The organism is Scytonema sp. HK-05, from assembly GCF_963872035.1.
Taxonomy (GTDB): Bacteria; Cyanobacteriota; Cyanobacteriia; order Cyanobacteriales; family Nostocaceae; genus Kalymmatonema.
In genome coordinates this window covers 1-19,096 of the sequence record NZ_CAWMYC010000155.1, presented here as the reverse complement: position 1 = coordinate 19,096, position 19,096 = coordinate 1, and the positions used below count along the sequence as shown (strand labels likewise).

Below are 19,096 nucleotides of genomic sequence, written 5' to 3'. Positions count from 1 at the left end.
TGGAGAGGGGTCAAATCACGATACAACGTAAAAATCAGAGTTTTAAGCCTCTCCCCTTGTAGGGGAGAGGTTTGGAGAGGGGTCAAATCACGATACATTAAACTCACGTTAATAAAATACAGGAAAAAGTGGAGGTGGCAATGTCTGTGCAATTACTAAGACGGAAATTCACAGTCGAGCAATACCACAAAATGGCTGAGTCCGGAATTCTGGCTGGGGATGACCGAGTAGAATTGATACGAGGAGAGATTATTGAAATGTCACCGATTGGGACAAAACACGCGGGTTGTGTCAATCGACTCGTTAACCTATTGATTCAGCGATTGGGAAAACGCATAATACTTGCTCCCCAAAATCCCGTCGTATTAAACAATAACTCCGAACCTCAGCCAGATGTGACATTGCTGCAACCCCGCGAAGATTTTTATGAAAACGCACATCCTCAACCAAATGATATTTTTCTGATTATAGAAGTAGCAGATACAACGGTTAAATATGACCGGGAAGTGAAAATTCCTCTTTATGCTGAAGACAATATAACTGAAGTTTGGTTAGTCGATATTAATGAGCAATGTGTGGAAGTTTATCGAGAACCTACCGCTGATGGATATCAGAGTGTTCAGAAGTTGACGCGGGGTGAAAGTTTAGCAATTCAAGCATTTGGTGATGTGAATATTACTGTTGATGAAATACTCGGTTGATCATCCTGATTTTGAATCATTCATTTACTCCCTTCGGTGGTGTAAGATTACCGATGTAATTTCTTCTCCCCTGCTCCCCTGCTCCCCTGCTCCCCTGCTCCCCTGCTCCCCTGCTCCCCTGCTCCCCATCACCCCATCCCCCCATCCCTTCCAACCGCAAAAAATGCACTGTCCCTGACGACTCCCCTGCCACAATTGTCACCCCATCCGGTGCAACGGCGCAGCAATTGAACGAACTCTCCCCTGTGAAAGTGAGCAGTTGTTCGCCAGTTTCCAAACTCCAAACTTTGAGTGTGTTGTCATATGAACCAGAAATCACGTTTTTGCCATCTGTTGTGACGGCGACTGCTTGTACCCAGTCGCTATGACCTGTGAAAGTGAGCAGTTGTTCGCCAGTTTCCAAACTCCAAACTTTGAGTGTGTTGTCAGATGAACCAGAAATCACCTTTTTGCCATCTGTTGTGACGGCGACTGCTTGTACCCAGTGGCTATGACCTGTGAAAGTGAGCAGTTCTTCGCCAGTTTCCAAACTCCAAACTTTGAGTGTGTTGTCTCTTGAACCAGAAATCACCTTTTTGCCATCTGTTGTGACGGCGACTGCTTGTACCGAGTGGCTATGACCGTTGAAGGTGCGTAGTAACCTTCCACCAGGGGGAATTAAGCTTGGTGTCAATGGACGCAACCAAGGTGAAACTTTCCTTTGCTTTGCTATCTCCAGCATTGCTTGAATTTCTGGCATTGCAAAGTGCTGCATTCGCCCTAATAATTGCCCTGCCAATTGCATTTTATCTTGTTGCAATATATGCGCTGAGAGTCGCAACGCCCCTTGAATTAATTTCAGCGCTTTTACTTTCTCTGGCTGATATTCTGGATGATTGAATAGTTCTGCATCATCAATCAAATCATAATCCTCAATCAGCGGCTGTACACCAAATTCAGGATGATTCATCTTTGCTGCGATGAAGTCAAAATCAGTCAGAAGTTTGTAATACTTTTTCAAGTTACCTGACTTGATGAGACTATCTAAGCGGTCAAGATAAGCCCGTAGGAGTGCAGGATCACTACTGTATCTCCCTAATTTGTCAGCAACTTCCCCCATATCAGACCATCTCTTTAATATAAGTAGTCAGAAATGCGTTGATCAACTATTTGAAATAGCTTCCGAGTACGCCGCAACTCCCGTTTGGCTTTCAAGAAATCCAGGAAACTGGTGTGATAAATGCTGTAACAGAGTTGTCCTTGAATTTCCCGCTTCCTCAAATACTCAACCCACTCATCCAGAACTTTTTCCACCTCATCTTCTTCTTTCTCAGCAATATCAGCAATCATCTTGAGGGTAGGTGATGTAGAAAATTGCACCAGAATAAATAGGATAATCACCATTAATTCTTTGGGGTCTTCCTTCATTCCCATCCGCACCCAATGCTGTTGATAATAATCCGGAAGACCTTGGGGTAATTCGTCTAAATTTGCCTTTTTATAAAATCCTTCAGCAATATTTGGTAAGACATAGCGTAAGTACATGAAATTGTTTTGACTTTTTTCCGCTACATACTTAATAAAAAACTCAGGTGAAATATGGCGAATTTCCATCCACTTTATCAAACCATCATGCTCTCGCTCATCATCGTTGATAAAGGCGCGAATATACTCTTTCACATCTTTACGATTCTCATCAGCATACTGACTCGCTGTTAAATCCAACTCCTGCTGCTTAACTCCTTCAGTGAACAAGCGTTTTTTATTGGGTGCATAGTGTCGCCGAGTTAAGAGAAAATATATTCTCTCTGGTAGAGTTTTGGGTAAATATAAAAGATTTTCTGCGCCTGGTTCTTGTTCCACTTCATCAAGAGCATCAACTACAATCACTAGGCGTTCATCACCAGCAAGTTTTTCACTAACTTTGGTCAGCAAAGCTGGTAAATCAGCATTTTCTGCATTCTGCAACTCATAACGATCAATCAACTGTTGAAAGATACTTCTTAAAAACTTTTCCGGTCGATTATTAGGCCTTGTAATATCATTGAAATAGCAGAGAGCTTTGTGATCATAGACGTATTTTGCAGCAATGGCACTTTTCCCCATCCCCGCATCACCGATCACAGTGAAGTAACCTTTGTTATGGTTTTGGAGGAAAGAATTAAATTCATCAAAGACGAATTGACGACCACAAAATCTCTTGATTTTTTCCTCAATGAGTGCTTTAAAGTCATCTGTATAAGAGGATTTTTCTGGAAGTGCCTTGAATTTTGAGTCAGCAAGAACTTCCGCTGGATGCCTAGTGCGTTTTGCGACACTGACAAAAACTTGATAGAATTCTTGAAACTCTGGCAGCAATTTTATTTTTGCTTCTCGTATCTCATCGCCCAAAATATTCCAATCAAGAAAATTTTCCGCATCGGTAACGAAAGCCGAAGGATTCTCATTAAAAGCTTTCCAAAAAGCTCTTTTCACCTCTTTTTCTCTAAAAAATGTGAGGATAGGCTCAGGTTTATCCACGCCATACTCTACTAAAGCGTAAGCATAAACCGCATTAACATCTTTTGGCGGCTGTGCAGGGTCAAGGTTCAAGTATTGTAAAACTTTAATGACAGTTTCATTCCGTTGAGCTTGATTAATAATTGGGGAAGCAGCAGCAGGAGCAATAGTTTTAATCGCATTAATGACGAGGTTAATATCCATTTTTCCTGTTGTTGGAGTATGATTTGATATTTGTACCTTATCGCATATTCCCTTGATAACTTCGTAGTGAGGACTTTAGTCCTCAACCACGTTAAGCAAAGGACTAAAGTCCTTACTACAAACAGTCGTTTGAATGCCTTGTTGTTTAGTATAGTTGTTTAGTATATAAGTTATACTCCTTATTAAGGATAAGCCGAGGCTAGCAGAGCTAATCCAAGACTTAGAGCAGGAAACACTGAAAAATATGGAGACAGAGGAGCGGTTTATCGCCAATGAGGTATCTTGGGAACAATATGAAGCGCTACTGGTCAAGTTGTCAGATAACTCCTCCTATCGCGTCACCTATTTAGATGGAGTCTTAGAAATCTTGTCACCAAATCCCCGTCGCGAGGGAATTAAGAAACACATCGGGACTCTGTTGGAAGTTTATTTTGAGGAAACTGACACCAAATATTTTCCGCTTGGTTCTACAACTTTCCGGAGACAAGAACAACGGGGAGGGACAGAAGCCGATGAAAGCTACTGCATTGGTTCAAAAAAAGACTTTCCTGACTTAGCTGTAGAAGTTGTTTTAACAAGTGGCGAGACGGATAAATTAGCAGTCTACAAAAGGCTGGGTGTGACAGAGGTTTGGTTCTGGGAAAAGTCTCAATTCTCTGTGTATCGCCTACGGGGGGATAAATATGAACGCATCCAAGCAAGCGAATTACTCCCCAATTTAGATTTAGGGCTGTTAGCTGAATATGTACGGCATCCCAACCCGCTTTTAGGAGTTAAAGAGTTTCGCAAACAAATTGGCGGTTCTGATACTCAAAGCACAAGTTCCTGACACTCGCGCTTTGAGTCTTTGATACTCAAAGCACAAAGTTCTAACACTGGCTATAGCTTTAATAGGACTTCTAAACTAACTGTTTTAGCTGTTTCTCTAACTGCTCATTTTTAGCCAACCAAACACCTGAGCAACAGTTAACTCCAAGTCTATCCCGGCTAACACTGGCAAACGCTCATCACCCTGCAAAAGTTCTGGTTGCTGATTTGGACGGAAGACCAAAATGGAACGGTCTTCTGGGTCTATTAACCAACCTAATTGGCAACCATGATCTAAGCAATAGAGAATATTGCCTGTGACTCGATTTGAACTTTGTTCTGGGGAAAGAATTTCAATTGTCCAGTCTGGAGAAAGCAGAAAATCATTGGGTGCTTCCCCATCAGCAGCAAAGGGAATACGCGACCAGTTGAAAACCGCTACATCAGGTACTATTGAACGGACACCAAAACTACACCGCAGTTCTGGAAAGGCATAAGCACTCTTGAGGTTTTCGGCAACATCGTTGATACTGTTGCATAGCCTTAACTGTAATCGGCTATGCTTCCCTTTTGGCATTGGCTTGTGAATAATCTCACCATTAATGTATTCCCTGGCAGGCTTTGTTTCTGGTAACTTGAGAAACTCCTCCAGGGTCAGGGAGTGGGTAATTACCGTGGACATGGCTCCTGAAGAAAAGCAAACGGGATATGTTTTTAGTCTAGCAGTACCCTACTCTCAAAAACAGTTTTTGCTTCTGGCTACCGCCACAACCGCTTGCATACCATTTAACACTCGCGCTATCAGTCTTTAAGCGACTTGCAATTAAAAAAATCTCCAATTTGTAGTGACGCAAATAATGGTGGGTTACGGTGCACTTTAGCTATCATGTAACACCTTAATTGTCGTACGCCTAACCCACCCTACATAATCGATAATTATTTTTTGGTACTCCTTAATACTCAAAGCACGAGGTTTTAACACTCGCGGGTGAGTCTTTACTTCTGAGGGGGACACACTTGCTGCACTTTCTCGGGAAGTTGCCCACACGTCTGCTGAAATGTTTCCGGACTCAGTCGCCACCAAGCAACTAATCCTAAACTCGTACCGCCCACAAGCAAAGCTAACAGTCCCCCAAACAGAACCCACCACTTTCGCCGCCCTTGAGGTTTAGCAGGGGTTTTGGTCGCTGTTTGTGCTGGCGGTTCTGAAACATCCAATTCCAGAAGTGCTTGAGAACTTGCTGCTAACTCAGATTGTGGTTCTTGTTCTTCTTGTTCTTCTTGTTCTGCCTCTATTATTTCTACAGGTGCTAGGGCGGAAGTCATTGGCACTATAGGGTCTCGCGAGACACGACAATAAATCAGAACCACTGACGTATTGTCATGAGTATTTTTCTGATTTGCCAAGCCAATCCACTGGCTAACAGCATCTTCCAACGAAAGTGTACCTTGTAGTACAGGGATAGCGTAATCCCGCCAAGAGTGTTCTACCCAGTCATTATCACTTAAACCATCAGAACATAGCAGTAATATACCGTCTTCTTCTAAAATAAATCGCTGAACCAAAGGACGCAGAAATTCGCCTTCTTTTGTCCCCAATGCTTGAGTTAGGGCAGTTGCATCTGGGCGTTGCAATGCTTTTCGATACAAACTACGACCATAGCGGACTTCCCGCCCCGCTACGTCATCATCTATTGTTAAAAGCTGGCAATAGTTACGCGTCATCCAGTATGCACGGCTATCGCCCACACTTGCTAAATAAAGTTCATGTGCATTTAATGACTGAAACCCGAGGGCGGTTTGGATGCTTTGCGGTAATTGCACTGCCATCACGAGTGTTGTACCCATGCGTTGGGTACCTTCGCGTTTTTGCTCGTCATTGCAGTTGCAAATTACGTTGTTTACAATCCGCAAACTTGCCTCTAGTTGTTTTTGGATCAAGTCCGGCGGTAAAATGTCTGCTTGTTCTTTCACTTCTGTCAGTAAGGCACGGAGTTGCAACTTTAAGGACTGCACTGCTAGTAGACTTGCAACTTCGCCGCCTTCATGTCCACCAATGCCATCACAAACAATCGATACCCGTGGTAATAATGGATCATCGGGGTCATTAGTGTTAGTGGGGTAGCAAGTATCTTCATTTTGCGTTTGTTGTGGACCAGTTTCTGTTGCTCCTGCAACCTTTAGGGTTAATGGCAAATCTGCTGCAGATGATAGAAGTAATGCATTGAGTTGACTCGCAATAGACTCTAAATTTGCTTCCTCGCTACGCATCTGCTGGACTATGTTGTTCAACTCTTGTCCCACTGGTTTTTTTGCAGTCGCTACCCAAGGTTGCCAACACTCGCCCAATTGTTGTAGAGACGCGCCATGGCGCGTCTCTAGACTATGGCTATGGCGCGTCTGGTCAAGTTCCAACAGTCGCACGCACCAACCTTGCACTCGCAAATTATCTGGAATCAGCAAACTACCAGCTACACCCAACTCTGATAACGGTATCCACAGTTGGAGAATTTGCCACAACCAGTTAACTTGTCTGACTGGGTTTGCTTGATCCCATGCATCTGTGATTGCTGGGTAGAGGTTTCCCGTCTCATCTATCGGCACATTTTCCAGCAAGACAATATCATCGTGAGCAATTCCATATGCCTGAGGAATGTGTAGTCTGTGTTGGTATAGCCGCAGGTAAGACACAATTTCTCTTGGCAATTCTTCGGGTATATCTGGCAATAATCCTGGTTGAGTATCCAGCCAAATATTAGGGGTAATAACCTCATACCTATTCGCCACCTTTTCTCCTGGTTGGATTTCGGCTACTGAGGAACCAGTTGCCCAAAGATAGCGGTAAACTAAGGGAGTTTGACAACTTGCACAAACACTATCCCCCACAGAATTAATGGGTTGAGTACAACTGGAATTTGTGCAATAAATTATCTGCTGTGTTGAAATCATGCAAGTGGGAATTTTTCGACAAATATAAGGGTTAATTCCGATTAAATTTGGCTGTCAAATACCTGAACGTTAGAATAGACTAATATTGTGTTGTTTTGGTTAAATATATTTTTACTAAAAGTCATCAAAATTTACCTTAAAAAATTAACTTTGGCTTTCTGGAAACAGTCAATGCATGAGTGTATCTAATCATATAAATGCATTGACAAGATAAAATGTATTGTCTGGGATGGCATTATGCCAAGTACTACTTTAATCTGGCTGTTTGCGGGATCAGGTCTATGTTTGATAGAACTGTTTCTGCCAACAGCTTTTGTTGCCTTCTTGATGGGAATTAGCGCTATTCTGGTGGCGTTTCTGTCTCAAGCGATTTTGGGCAAGTTATGGCTACAAGTTGTGGTTTGGCTGTTGCTTTCCACAGCGCTAGTCGTACTTTCCCGTCGATTTGTGAGATTGCCACGACGCAAGTCGAAAATTCAGGATGCAATTATAGCTGAAACTTTAACAGAGATTCCAGCTGGGAAAACAGGACGAGTGCTGTACGAGGGGAATTCTTGGCGGGCGCTTTGTGACGATGAAAAACTCAGCATACCACCCAATCAAAGAGTTTACGTCACAAGACGCGAAGGCACCACCCTAATTGTGATGCCAGAAAATCTGTTGCACTCGTAATTGCTTATAGGACTTACGCACTTTACAAATAAGTTGTTATATGTAGGAACGATACTACGTTAATCAACGGGGTTGTATGGTGGCAGTAAATCTTAAGACAAGGTAATTGTCGAGCGTTGTGTTTAAATCTTTCCAAATTATTGACAATTGCAGCCTAAAGTGAAACCAACAGCCTTTTACAAGCTGCTTGCAAAGACGGCGATAGTAAATGCATATGCGGGTGCATTTCTACAGTGCGTAAGTCGTAGCTTAATTAAAAAATTGGAAAATTCATTATGGAACAGTTCTTTTTACTTGTTTTTTTAGCTTTAGGCGGTTCTGCTATAGCAGGTTCTGTGAAAGTTGTGAATCAGGGTAATGAAGCTTTGGTGGAACGTTTGGGAAGCTATAACAAAAAGTTAGAACCAGGGCTTAACTTTATCGTTCCTGTTGTAGATAGAGTCGTCTTCCGGGAGACGATTCGGGAAAAAGTCATAGATATTCCTCCACAACAAAGCATCACCCGCGATAATGTCTCAATTAGCGTTGATGCTGTGGTTTATTGGCGCATCGTCGATATGGAGAAAGCCTACTACAAAGTGGAAAATCTCCGGATGGCAATGGAGAATTTGGTGCTGACTCAAATTCGTGCGGAAATGGGCAAACTGGAACTTGATGAAACTTTTACCGCCCGTTCTCAAATTAATGAAATTTTACTGCACGAATTGGACGTTGCTACCGACCCTTGGGGCGTAAAAGTCACACGGGTGGAACTGCGAGATATTATTCCCTCACAAGCAGTCAGAGAGTCGATGGAACTGCAAATGTCAGCGGAACGGCGCAAACGGGCGGCGATTTTGACTTCAGAAGGCGAACGGGAAGCAGCTGTTAATAGCGCCAGAGGTAAAGCTGATGCCCAAGTTTTAGACGCGGAAGCCCGTCAAAAAGCCGTCATTTTGCGAGCAGAAGCTGAACAAAAAGCGATCGTTCTCAAAGCACAAGCCGAACGCCAGCAGCAGGTTCTTAAAGCACAAGCTGTTGCTGAATCTGCGGACATTATTGCCCAAAAAATCCAAACAAACCCCAATGGTCACAAAGCGCTGGAAGTTCTGCTTGCTTTGGGCTACCTGGATATGGGTGCGACAATTGGCAAGAGTGATAGCAGTAAGGTCATGTTTATGGACCCGCGCACGATTCCCGCGACTTTGGAGGGTATACGCTCGATTGTCTCAGATAATCAAACTGACTCGAACCTCCTGAATGCTTACGGAAATACCCCAGTAAATAACAATCACGCCAGCTAAAAGGGTGAGAGAGGGAGGGACAGAGGGAGTGAGGGACGCAGATGAGGGAGAGACTCTTACTTTTAAATTTTGAATTTTGAATGAGCGAATTTTGAATTGATTTGTCCCCCTCATCCCCCTCATCTTCCTCATTCTTCCTACTCCCCAGCAGCTTGAGCTAGCTGGCATTGGCTGCACAAACCGAAAAACTCTAGAGTGTGATAAAAAATCTTAAACTTATGTGTAGATTGTAACTGAACTTCTAGGTCATGGACAGGGCATTGATTAATCGGAATAGAAGCACCGCATTGCAGGCAGGTCAAGTGGTGCTTGTCTTGCTGCGCTAAGCTATAAAGGGCTTCACCGTTAGCCAATGTCCGCACTTGCACCATGCCTTCAAGTTTTAAGGCTTCCAATGAGCGGTATACTGTTGCTAAACCCATGTTTTGGTTACGGTTACGTAATTCTACGTAAATATCCTGGGCAGAAATGCCTTGTTTGACGGTTTTAAGCAGTGTTAGAATACGCTCTTGACTGCGCGTGCGTATGGCTCTCATAGACAATAGTAAAAAAACAATAGTAAAAAAACGCCAATTTATAGTTGAAAATGTTCTCTTGGCTGACTTCTAGCTTAACTCTAATGACTTGTTATCTGATTGTCGCCTAGTTGAGACAGAAAGATATAGTATGAGCGTAGCAGTATTCAGCTTAAGCCAGTGCAAAGGAAGTATCTAGCCAAAATTTTTGTAACTCTCCGTCCTTCAGTTCTCGACCCTGCTGGTGTAGCAGTCCAATCTGGGCTGAAGCAATTGGGGTACGATGATGTTGAGCAGGTGCGGATCGGTAAGTACATTGAATTAACTCTCACCTCAACCGATGAAGGTACAGCCCGTCAGAACCTGGATCGGATGTGTGACCAAATGCTTGCAAATCCAGTCATAGAAAATTATCACTTTGATTTGACCGAGGTTGAGTCACAGACGGGAGTGTATTAAGGCAGAAAAGCAAGAGTCATTGGTCTTTTGTCTCTAGTTTAAAATGCTATGACAAAAATTTACAGACGCGCCATGGCGCGTCTCTACAATGACTAATAACTAATAACTAATGACTAATAACATGAAATTTGGGGTTGTTGTTTTTCCGGGTTCTAATTGCGATCGCGATGTTGCTTACGTGACAAAAGATTTGTTAAAGCAACCGACTCGCATGGTTTGGCATCAAGAAACTGATATTTCTGATTTGGATATCATTATTATACCAGGTGGTTTTAGCTACGGCGATTATTTGCGCTGTGGTGCGATCGCACGATTTTCACCTGTTATGCAGCAAGTAGTAACACACTCTCAAAAGGGCAAACCTGTCCTCGGTATTTGCAACGGTTTCCAGGTATTAACTGAGGCAGGGTTGTTACCAGGAGCGTTGGTAAAAAATCGGGATTTGCATTTTATTTGCGATCGCGTTCCTGTTAAAGTTGAGCGCACAGATCTTCCTTGGACGCAAGGTTATCAAGAAGGGGAAATTATCACTTTGCCCATTGCCCACGGAGAAGGGCAATTTTACGCTGATGCAGCCACGTTATCAGAACTTGAAGATAACAATCAAGTGTTGTTTCGCTACGAGGGAGATAACCTTAACGGCTCAGTGAATAACATTGCCGGGATTTGCAATTCTACGGGCAATGTGTTGGGGATGATGCCGCATCCGGAGAGAGCGTCTGACCCGATGTTGGGCGGTAGCGATGGGTTGAAGTTGTTCCAAGGGTTGTTGGAGAAAGTGGCGGCGTTGGTGTAGTTGCTAACTTAGGATGATTTCGCGCAAAGGCGCAAAGACGCAAAGAAACCAAGTTTTTTTTTGCGTCTTTAAGATTTCAACAAAAGGGGCGATTGGCTTTGCCACTGCCCCGAATCGCAATCGCCCTTCGTCCATTTTGAGAACCACTCACTATCTTGAGTAAGCAATTGATGAGAGTTGGTTGCCAAAGCTAAGCTTTGCTCCTAGTACAGTCAGTTCGCACCTCTGACTCTTCACCTTCAAGCGCTACATTAAAGCTACCGTAACAAACAATTAGGAAACCGTTGCAAAGGTGTAGTGACATCCAACACAGCTAAACGCTATTTCGGTCAAATAGCAAAAACTCACGCTCATATTGCTAATATCCGCAAAGATTTTCTTCAGAAAACGACAACCGACATTAGTCGAAAATACGTAAGGATTCGGATAGAAGATCTTAACATTTCTGGAATGATAGCAAATCACAAGCTCTCGGAAGCTATCTCTTCTTTGGGACTATACGAGTTTCGTCGGATGCTAACTTACAAGCAAGCGTTTTACGGCACTAAAGTAGAGATAGTTGATAGGTGGTTTGCAAGTTCCAAGACGTGTTCTAACTGCACAAACGTGCAACCAATGCCTTTGTCAGAAAGGATTTATGCGTGTAGGGCTGGATGTGGACACATTCAATGCCGTGATTTAAATGCGGCGATTAATTTAAATAATGCCCCTTTACAAAAAATACGTGCGGTGAGCAGCGCGTTGGACGGGTTCCCCGGCTTGAAGCGACTGCGTTCGGCAAAGCCGTGCCGGAGGCATACCCGGAGGGCAAGCGCGAAATTAACGCCTGTGGACAGGTTAGGAGCCGACTCACCACAGACGTTGCAGGAAGCAAACTTCAAAGAGTTCGAGTTGTTTGACTTGAGCGATTTGTGTAAGTTTTGTGTTGCACACAAGAGAATAGACAAGATTCCATCTGTGTCCATCTGTGTCCATCTGTGGTTAATTATTCTTTTTTTTAATAAATGCAAGAAGTCTGATATGGAGGCGATCGCCCTTAACTATTTTGGCTACTACCAAAGATCAAGTTGGCGACTATTGAGTCATCTACTCGATAGATGATGAAGCGGCTGTAGGTGTTAGTAGATACAATTTCTCACCCCACCCAAGCCTACGACTCATGAGCGCAAACAGCGAATTGCCTCCAGCAGCCCTCTCGCCTTATTTAACGTTTCTTCATATTCTTTATCGGGATCAGAATCAGCAACCAAACCAGCGCCTGCTTGCACGCTCACAGTATTATCCCGGAGAACCATTGTACGAATTGCTATCGCCGTATTCAATTGTCCTTCAAAATCGTAGTGTCCGTAAACACCAGAATAGACGCCACGACGACTAGGTTCTAACTCATTAATGATTTGCATCGCGCGAATCTTGGGTGCGCCGCTTACGGTTCCTGCTGGGAAGCAAGCTTTGAGTAAATCCCATGCGGTTTTCCCAGGCGCTAGTTTACCTAGAACATTACTAACAATGTGCATCACGTGAGAGTAGCGCTCAATCACCATCAATTCATCAACTCTCACCGTACCACTTTGACAAACGCGCCCTAAATCATTTCGTCCCAAATCAACAAGCATCACATGCTCAGCAATTTCCTTGGGATCTTTGAGCAAATCCTCTGCGAATGCTGCATCTTCCTGAGGGGTTTTTCCTCGTGGGCGTGTCCCAGCGATAGGACGTACAGTTGCTATCACCTCTGCTTGTGAATCTAGTTCTGCTTTTACCATCACTTCCGGACTGGAACCGATAATTTGCCAATCTTGAAAGTGAAAGTAAGCCATGTAAGGCGAAGGATTAATCTGGCGCAAAGAACGGTAAAGAGCGAAGGAGTCGCCAGTGTATTCTGTTGTAAGTCGCTGGGAAATAACAACTTGAAAAATATCTCCAGCTTTGATATAGTCTTTTGCTTTCTGGACATTGGCACAAAATTCAGCACGGGTGAAGTTACTTTTGTACTCCTGTGCTTCCCCTGCTTCCCCTGCTTCTCCTGCTCTCTTAGTCCCTGGTGGTGTCCACTCCATTATGCTCTTTTGGGGTGACACAGGCAGAGAGAGCTTGCTCACCATTTGGGTAACGCGATCGCACGCTTGTTGATACGCTGTTTGTAAAGACGCGCCATCCGAGAGTTCTACATCACGCAAATCAGCGTAGGCTATTGCCCAAATTTTCCGCTTCACCTGGTCAAAAATCAACAGATGGTCTACCTGCATCCACAACCCATCTGGGATATTTCTTTCATCAGTTTGATAAACTGGGACGCGTGGTTCTATCCAGCGAATCAATTCATAACCCCAGAAACCAAATAAACCCCCAATTCCTGGCGGTAACTCGGGTAATTTGACGGGTTGATATGGTTCCAAACAATTGGCTAATGTTGTAAAGGGATCGCCTTCAAACACAAGCTGCGAACCGTCGCGATGTGTTTGAGTAGTGTATTCGCCTCTTGCTTCTAGAACCCACACCGGATCACAACCCACAAAGCTATACCGTCCCAGTTTTTCCCCACCTTCTACCGATTCCAACAAAAAGCTGTATGGTTGTCCGGCGCATACTTTATACCAAGCCGATACTGGTGTATCTAGGTCGGCGACCCATTCTTGATACACCGGCACAAAGTTGCCTTGCAATGCTAGCTTGCAAAACTGCTCAAAATCGGGGAATATCATAAAAATTTCTCATATTATCAGCAATCAGCCATCTGCTGTCAGCTATTAGCAAGTTGCTAATAGCTGACAGCTAACGGCTGACCTCTATTTACTAAGACTCGAAAGTAGACTTACCGCTGAACTTGACTGCTGCTGGACTCGGGTTTTTACCGATATTGCGGTCTACATAACGCACTTTTTCACGACCTGGGTTGACTTTTTCTGGGAAGACACCATCAGCCGGATGTATGTACTGAATTTCTCCGTTCGGATAAATTCGGTAAACTTTGTAGTTTGTGATTTTCAATTTCCGCAAGACCTGACCGCCCAGATAGACGCCGTATTCCTTACGAGCCAAATACAGGAGGTTTTCACCTTGGCGCATAATGGCGGTACCGCCTGTAGGCAGTTCAAAAGGCTGCTCCTTGGGGCTAGTCCAAGTGATAGCGTACTTTTCTTCCACTTCTGCTTTTTTCAGCAAGCCGCCAGTACTGCCACCAAATATGGGGGTCTGTCCAGAGAGTGTTTCTGCCATAAAGTTTTCTCTCAACGTTTTTACGGCATCCTATCACCGCGACTAGGGTCATGTTGCGATCGCGTCATAGTCTGTAACAGTTGTTAGTCAATCCTTGATAATCCATAGTCAAAAATCTAGATTCCACAGGTTTTTGACTATGAACTCATAACTGCTGCTAAAGCGCTAAATTTCTTTATAGAGTTTTCTCTTGTGTCCCCTGTCGCTTGCTCCCTTTCCTTGGGCGTGACAGCTTTTGCTCTTGCCTCGCCTCAACTATGGGTATGGTAAAGTGAAACTGACTACCTTGGTTTTTGCCGTTTGATTTTGCCCAAATCTCTCCACCCCAACCATTGACAATTTGACGGCTAATTGCTAAGCCAAGACCTGTGCCACCAGTGGTGCGGCGCAACGCTCCTTCTTCTTGATAGAAACGGTCAAAAACGATTTCTAGAAGATGTGGTTCAATACCGCGTCCGGTATCAGCTACGGTGACTTCAACCATCTTTTTGCGATTGCGTTCAGCCTTAATGGTGATTTCTCCGTCTGATGATGTAAATTTGCAAGCGTTATCTACCAGTTTTGCCAGGACTTCCACCAGCCAATCTCCATCTGCTTTAACCAAAGGCAGGTTTTTTGCAAGCTGAGTTGTAATTTTAGGCAGCTTTTCGGAGGCAAACCGGGTGCGAATCCGACTGAGCGACAGTTCCACACATTCTTGTAAGCTGAGCGATTCTGGATGCCATTCTACTCGACCGCTTTCGAGATTAGAAAGCGTCAGGAAATCTTGTATGAGTTTGCGCATCCGTTCTGAGTCAGTAAGAGCAGTGTCTAGCATGACCTGCCGTAACTCTGGAGGCATATCCGGTTCGCTGGCTAGACTTTCCAAGCACACCTGAATGGTAGATAGGGGGGTACGGAGTTCGTGTCCGGTGATGGCTATCAAGTTGCTGCGGGTGCGGTCAAGGGCTTCCAACTGCTTGTTCAAGACTTCTAGGTTAGCATAAGCCTCCGCTTGGATCAGGGCGGCTCCCACTTGGGTGGCAATAGCTTCTACCAGGTCAAAGTCCCCAGCTTGCCAATCGTGTAAAGTTTCGTTGCAGTAGTGCAGCTCAACGATACCCAACAACCGCCCCTGGTAGAACACTGGTTCCATCAGCCAAGAACGAATGCCATACTTTTTCACGAGTTCCCAAAGTTCTTTAGAACTGGTGATGCGAGCGTCAGTTTGAGTATCAGTAATACAAACCCCTGCGCTTTGTAGTACCACTTCCCGAAATAGGAGATTGTTCTCCAACAGCCAGGTTTGTCGTAGAAGAGATGTTACACCAGGTTTCAAAAACTCATGGTCAATGACGGCTTTGGCATCCGTGCCTTGAGCGCGATAGATTAAACAGCGACACGCCCCTAAGTTTTGTCCCAGTTCTTGGGTTGCGACTTGGAGAATTTCATGGGGGTCGAGCGATCGCCTAATAGCGGTGCTAATCGTATTGACCAAGCGTTCTTTGCGTGCTTGAGCCGTGATGGAACGATATGCTTTGTGCAATTTGTACTGACTTGCTTGCAGGTAAGTCACCAAACGCTGCACAAAGGGGTCAGTATCTATGTCGCAAGCATATTCGTTCTGTTCTGCTATTGTTTCGCTCAGACGCTCCCCTATCCCAAACCTCTGGCGGCACAAGTGAATTTTGTCTGCCAGTTCTGGTCTGTAAACCAAAATCCTGTCCAATAGCAATTCAGCGGCTTTCAGGCTTACCCCCCGTTCTGCTGTCCAAATTCCTTCAAACCTTCGCGCCGTGTCCATATCCAAACTCGGGCTGATCTCCCGCAGTTGCTCATTTTTAGCAAGAGAACCCATGCTTTCCCGGCAAACCAAGCAAGTGGCATAGTTTTGGGCGATTACCACCAAATGCCACTCTTGACTTAAGCTATCATCGGGTTCAAAGGCGATCTTTTCGTAGTATTCCGAACTGTTGGTAAAATCTGTTTCGGGGGCTGATAATACGTATATTTGATTACTACGCTGAGCAAGCCGCTGATAGCGATGAGCTTCTTGACGGTAGAATCGCTCTCTTTGGAAGCTAGCAATGACCAGAGGCTGCTCCAAAGTAGCCGCCAACACCTGGTCTTCCATTGCATGGGAGAGCGCCGTTAGTGAAGCCTTGAAATATATTTGAGGTCTCAGGTTGGGTAGAGCCTGTAGCAGTTCACTCAGCACGGAAGTCGAAATGCTCATCAATTTCTTTAAGGAGCCACAATCTGGACAATATTGATGCCACAGCTGCATTGTACAAATTACAACGGACTCTTAAGTTAACGAGATAGTTGCAATATGTAAAGAATGGTGAAAGACACGTTGAGACCCTTGGCAGGCGCAGCACGTTGCTTGAGATGCAGCAACATTCTGTCTAGGGTTTCCCGCCAGCTAACCGACAGCAGCTTTAGAGCTATAGTAAGTATCCTACAGAAGTAGACTGGCGTCATCATACCGTGCTAAATCTTCAGTCCTGCGTTTTGAGTATGTCCCCGCTGATGATTCTCATGGTTGGTCATCCCCACAGGCACCCTACAGTATTTTTTTCAAAAATCAAACCGGATTGCCATAGTCAAGTTTTTTATTTTGTCAGCTTTGCATTGAACATAAGCTAAACGAGAACTTTTTTGATTCAGGAAAAAATCCTCTTTTCTCCATTCATAAATTTAGGGTTTTTCCACCATTTTCCTTTTTGCTAAAGCCATTTCAAGAATTGAACACAAACCACTACACTCTCAGGACTGACAACTCAGGACTATTATGTCTAACAAAAATCCCTAATGATCAAAGTCGCCGTATAAGAACCTGCATACGCAGAATTTATAAGTATTGTGTAGGTAAGAATCTACTTCCAAAAATGACCTGTACAAGCACACTTTCTTGTTGACATTCTTTTTAGGATATCATCAAAGGCTGCATTATCAATCAATTTATAAATTCCCACTATTATTTGATTTTGCCAAAAATTTGATTTTCATGCATAGTTAACTCAAGTATTTATGTTATTTGAAGACGCAACCGCTATCATCGTACTTTTTTATAAACTATTGTTAAAAAGTATAACTATTTACAAGTCTTCAGATTTTTGACTTTTGAAGTATGGATAAAAAAGTACAGAAGTGCTTGTAGTCACTGTTGAAAAAGTGTATTGCGGAATATAGCGATCTCATGTAATATTATTTTATCAATAATTTTCAAAATTCTTAAAACCATGTGATCAATCTGAAAATTTAGTGGGTGCTAAAAGCACTGAAGTCTGCAATAGCAGTCTAGTAAAACCACTAACTCATAGACAATAGACAAAGCAAGCTTTGATGGGGAGATGATCCCATCCATAAATTTCTTAACAAAAAAGCAGAAGAAATCATTCGTTAATGCCTTAATTCAAAAAAGATGGAGTGTATTAAAGTGACACCATTAAGGCTTGCAACAACAGTAAACACAAAGCATTCCATATTTCCCCAATTTTCTTACAGCAGTTTTCACTTTATTTAGACCACATTTTTTGCTCTTGCAACTTCTCTCCTGCAGCACTGGTCTCACCGCCTACATGGCTAACGCTCCTCCTGCATGCAGCAGGTTGTTGTCACCTCCTGCATAGCGCTGGCTCGTCTTGTGGCTTCTGGTAGAGAAGCCGCTCGTTTGTTTATGCGCCAGATAAAAAAGGTCTATTGACCTGAAAATAGCTGTAGAACTATGAATCTGTTGGTCATAGATTTCCTGGGTAAATACGTGCTACACATACCTGCTCAGGTGAAACATGAGAATCGCACAAATTTCTCCTTTATGGGAGCGTGTTCCTCCCTTTCGTTATGGCGGTACTGAACTAATTGTTCAATTACTTACAGACGAATTAGTTAGGCGCGGTCATGATGTTACCTTATTTGCTTCTGGTGACTCGATTACCAAAGCAAAACTTTGTTCAGTCCATAATCAAGCACTACGACTTGACTCTAATATCAAAGAGCCGACACTTTACGAGCAGATGATGCTTGCTGATGTTTATCAAAACGCCCATCATTTTGATATCATCCACTCTCACGTAGGTTGTCCTGCCCTTCCGTATTGCGGTTTTGTAAAAACTCCTACCGTACATACAATGCATGGCATTTTTACGCGCGATAACGAGAAAATGTATCGGCGTTTTGCTTGGCAACCTTTCATCAGTATTAGTGAGGCACAACGAGAACCGCGCTTAGGCTTAAACTACATTCATACCGTTTACAACGGTATTGATACAACCGTCTATCCCTTCCATCCCGAACCGACGCAACCTGCATACTTAGCATTTGTCGGGCGCTTCTCCCCAGAAAAAGGACCAGTGGAAGCGATTAAGATTGCTCGTGCTGCTGGCTTACCATTGAAGATGGCTGGCAAAGTTGACGTTGTTGACCGAGATTATTATCGAGAACAAGTAGAGCCTTTGATTGATGGCGAACAGATTCAGTACCTGGGTGAGGTTTCCCACGAAGAAAAAGTTAAACTGCTTGGTGGAGCAACTGTGACTTTGTTCCCCATCAACTGGCGAGAGCCTTTTGGTTTGGTCATGATTGAGTCAATGGCAACGGGTACACCTGTCATTGGCATGGGATTAGGTTCAGTACCAGAAGTGATTGCTCATGGGAAAACAGGTTTTATTTGCCATTCGCTGGAAAAAATGATTGAAGTGATTCCAGACGCCATGAAATTAAACCGTTCGACTTGTCGGGAATACGTTGTCAGTCGCTTTAGCGTTGAATCTATGACTTCGGAGTATGAGAGGGCTTATAAAATGGTCCTAGTCTAGAAGTCTGCACCTGCAACCCATCACTCCAAAAGTCACAAGACAATCGTGAAAATTGGTTTATGGGCAAGAGTGGATGAAATGGGGTAAAAAAAGGGACATGGAGTACCTTGTTTTTACCACCTCTAGAGTTTTGAGTTCAAACTTGGTCAATAAAAAATTTTTATTTTTATTTCAAAAATTGGAGACTCAACTAATATTATTTTAGTAATAATAG

At 43.7% G+C, this 19,096-nt stretch carries 16 protein-coding genes; 8 read left to right on the top strand and 8 right to left on the bottom strand.

Annotated features, from left to right (window positions below; genetic code table 11):
* The first annotated feature begins 140 nt into the window (after positions 1–140).
* Positions 141–701, top strand: a complete 561-nt coding sequence (locus AACT52_RS35855) for a Uma2 family endonuclease (protein ID WP_073635187.1) — start codon at positions 141–143, stop codon at positions 699–701.
* Positions 702–717: 16 nt separating this feature from the next.
* On the opposite strand, the gene AACT52_RS35850 is transcribed toward AACT52_RS35855, so the two are convergent.
* Complete coding sequence (locus tag AACT52_RS35850; protein WP_073635186.1) at positions 718–1,800, bottom strand: beta-propeller domain-containing protein; 1,083 nt, start codon at positions 1,798–1,800, stop codon at positions 718–720.
* Positions 1,801–1,814: 14 nt separating this feature from the next.
* Entirely contained in the window at positions 1,815–3,383 is a 1,569-nt protein-coding gene (locus AACT52_RS35845) for an NACHT domain-containing protein (RefSeq protein WP_073635185.1), read from the bottom strand.
* A 244-nt stretch (positions 3,384–3,627) separates the two neighbouring features.
* Here AACT52_RS35845 and AACT52_RS35840 point away from each other — a divergent pair, with 244 nt between their 5' ends.
* Positions 3,628–4,212: a Uma2 family endonuclease gene (locus tag AACT52_RS35840; protein ID WP_073635184.1), complete on the top strand. Its 585-nt coding sequence runs from the start codon at positions 3,628–3,630 to the stop codon at positions 4,210–4,212.
* Between the two features lie 96 nt (positions 4,213–4,308).
* On the opposite strand, the gene AACT52_RS35835 is transcribed toward AACT52_RS35840, so the two are convergent.
* Together AACT52_RS35835 and AACT52_RS35830 are read right to left on the bottom strand one after the other, a co-directional pair.
* Positions 4,309–4,872: a Uma2 family endonuclease gene (locus AACT52_RS35835; protein WP_073635183.1), complete on the bottom strand. Its 564-nt coding sequence runs from the start codon at positions 4,870–4,872 to the stop codon at positions 4,309–4,311.
* A 314-nt stretch (positions 4,873–5,186) separates the two neighbouring features.
* Positions 5,187–7,139 (bottom strand): PP2C family protein-serine/threonine phosphatase, encoded by a 1,953-nt coding sequence (locus tag AACT52_RS35830; protein ID WP_073635182.1) that lies wholly within the window; start codon positions 7,137–7,139, stop codon positions 5,187–5,189.
* Between the two features lie 237 nt (positions 7,140–7,376).
* Between AACT52_RS35830 and AACT52_RS35825 the strand changes: the two genes are divergently transcribed.
* Positions 7,377–7,811, top strand: coding sequence for an NfeD family protein (locus tag AACT52_RS35825; protein WP_073635181.1), 435 nt, complete (start codon positions 7,377–7,379; stop codon positions 7,809–7,811).
* A gap of 275 nt (positions 7,812–8,086) precedes the next feature.
* Positions 8,087–9,094, top strand: a complete 1,008-nt coding sequence (locus AACT52_RS35820; RefSeq protein WP_073635180.1) for an SPFH domain-containing protein — start codon at positions 8,087–8,089, stop codon at positions 9,092–9,094.
* Positions 9,095–9,231: 137 nt separating this feature from the next.
* Here the strand turns inward: AACT52_RS35820 and AACT52_RS35815 are convergent, their stop codons facing one another.
* Positions 9,232–9,630 (bottom strand): Fur family transcriptional regulator, encoded by a 399-nt coding sequence (locus AACT52_RS35815; RefSeq protein WP_073635179.1) that lies wholly within the window; start codon positions 9,628–9,630, stop codon positions 9,232–9,234.
* Positions 9,631–9,789: 159 nt separating this feature from the next.
* Here AACT52_RS35815 and purS point away from each other — a divergent pair, with 159 nt between their 5' ends.
* From purS to AACT52_RS35800, 3 genes are all read left to right on the top strand, one after another.
* Positions 9,790–10,068, top strand: a complete 279-nt coding sequence (purS, locus tag AACT52_RS35810; protein ID WP_073635178.1) for a phosphoribosylformylglycinamidine synthase subunit PurS — start codon at positions 9,790–9,792, stop codon at positions 10,066–10,068.
* 121 nt (positions 10,069–10,189) lie between these two features.
* Entirely contained in the window at positions 10,190–10,864 is a 675-nt protein-coding gene (purQ, locus tag AACT52_RS35805; protein WP_073635177.1) for a phosphoribosylformylglycinamidine synthase subunit PurQ, read from the top strand.
* A 297-nt stretch (positions 10,865–11,161) separates the two neighbouring features.
* On the top strand, positions 11,162–11,965 hold the full coding sequence (locus AACT52_RS35800; protein ID WP_073635176.1) for an RNA-guided endonuclease InsQ/TnpB family protein: 804 nt from the start codon (positions 11,162–11,164) through the stop codon (positions 11,963–11,965).
* Positions 11,966–12,021: 56 nt separating this feature from the next.
* On the opposite strand, the gene trpE is transcribed toward AACT52_RS35800, so the two are convergent.
* The 3 genes from trpE to AACT52_RS35785 form a co-directional block, all read right to left on the bottom strand.
* Positions 12,022–13,569, bottom strand: a complete 1,548-nt coding sequence (gene trpE, locus AACT52_RS35795) for an anthranilate synthase component I (RefSeq protein ID WP_073635175.1) — start codon at positions 13,567–13,569, stop codon at positions 12,022–12,024.
* 91 nt (positions 13,570–13,660) lie between these two features.
* A complete protein-coding gene (locus AACT52_RS35790; RefSeq protein ID WP_073635174.1) occupies positions 13,661–14,083 on the bottom strand; it encodes a photosystem I reaction center subunit II PsaD in 423 nt (140 codons plus the stop codon).
* A gap of 175 nt (positions 14,084–14,258) precedes the next feature.
* Positions 14,259–16,298, bottom strand: a complete 2,040-nt coding sequence (locus AACT52_RS35785; RefSeq protein ID WP_073635173.1) for a DICT sensory domain-containing protein — start codon at positions 16,296–16,298, stop codon at positions 14,259–14,261.
* Between the two features lie 1,558 nt (positions 16,299–17,856).
* Here AACT52_RS35785 and AACT52_RS35780 point away from each other — a divergent pair.
* A complete protein-coding gene (locus AACT52_RS35780; protein ID WP_073635172.1) occupies positions 17,857–18,882 on the top strand; it encodes a glycosyltransferase family 4 protein in 1,026 nt (341 codons plus the stop codon).
* The last annotated feature ends 214 nt before the right edge of the window (positions 18,883–19,096 follow it).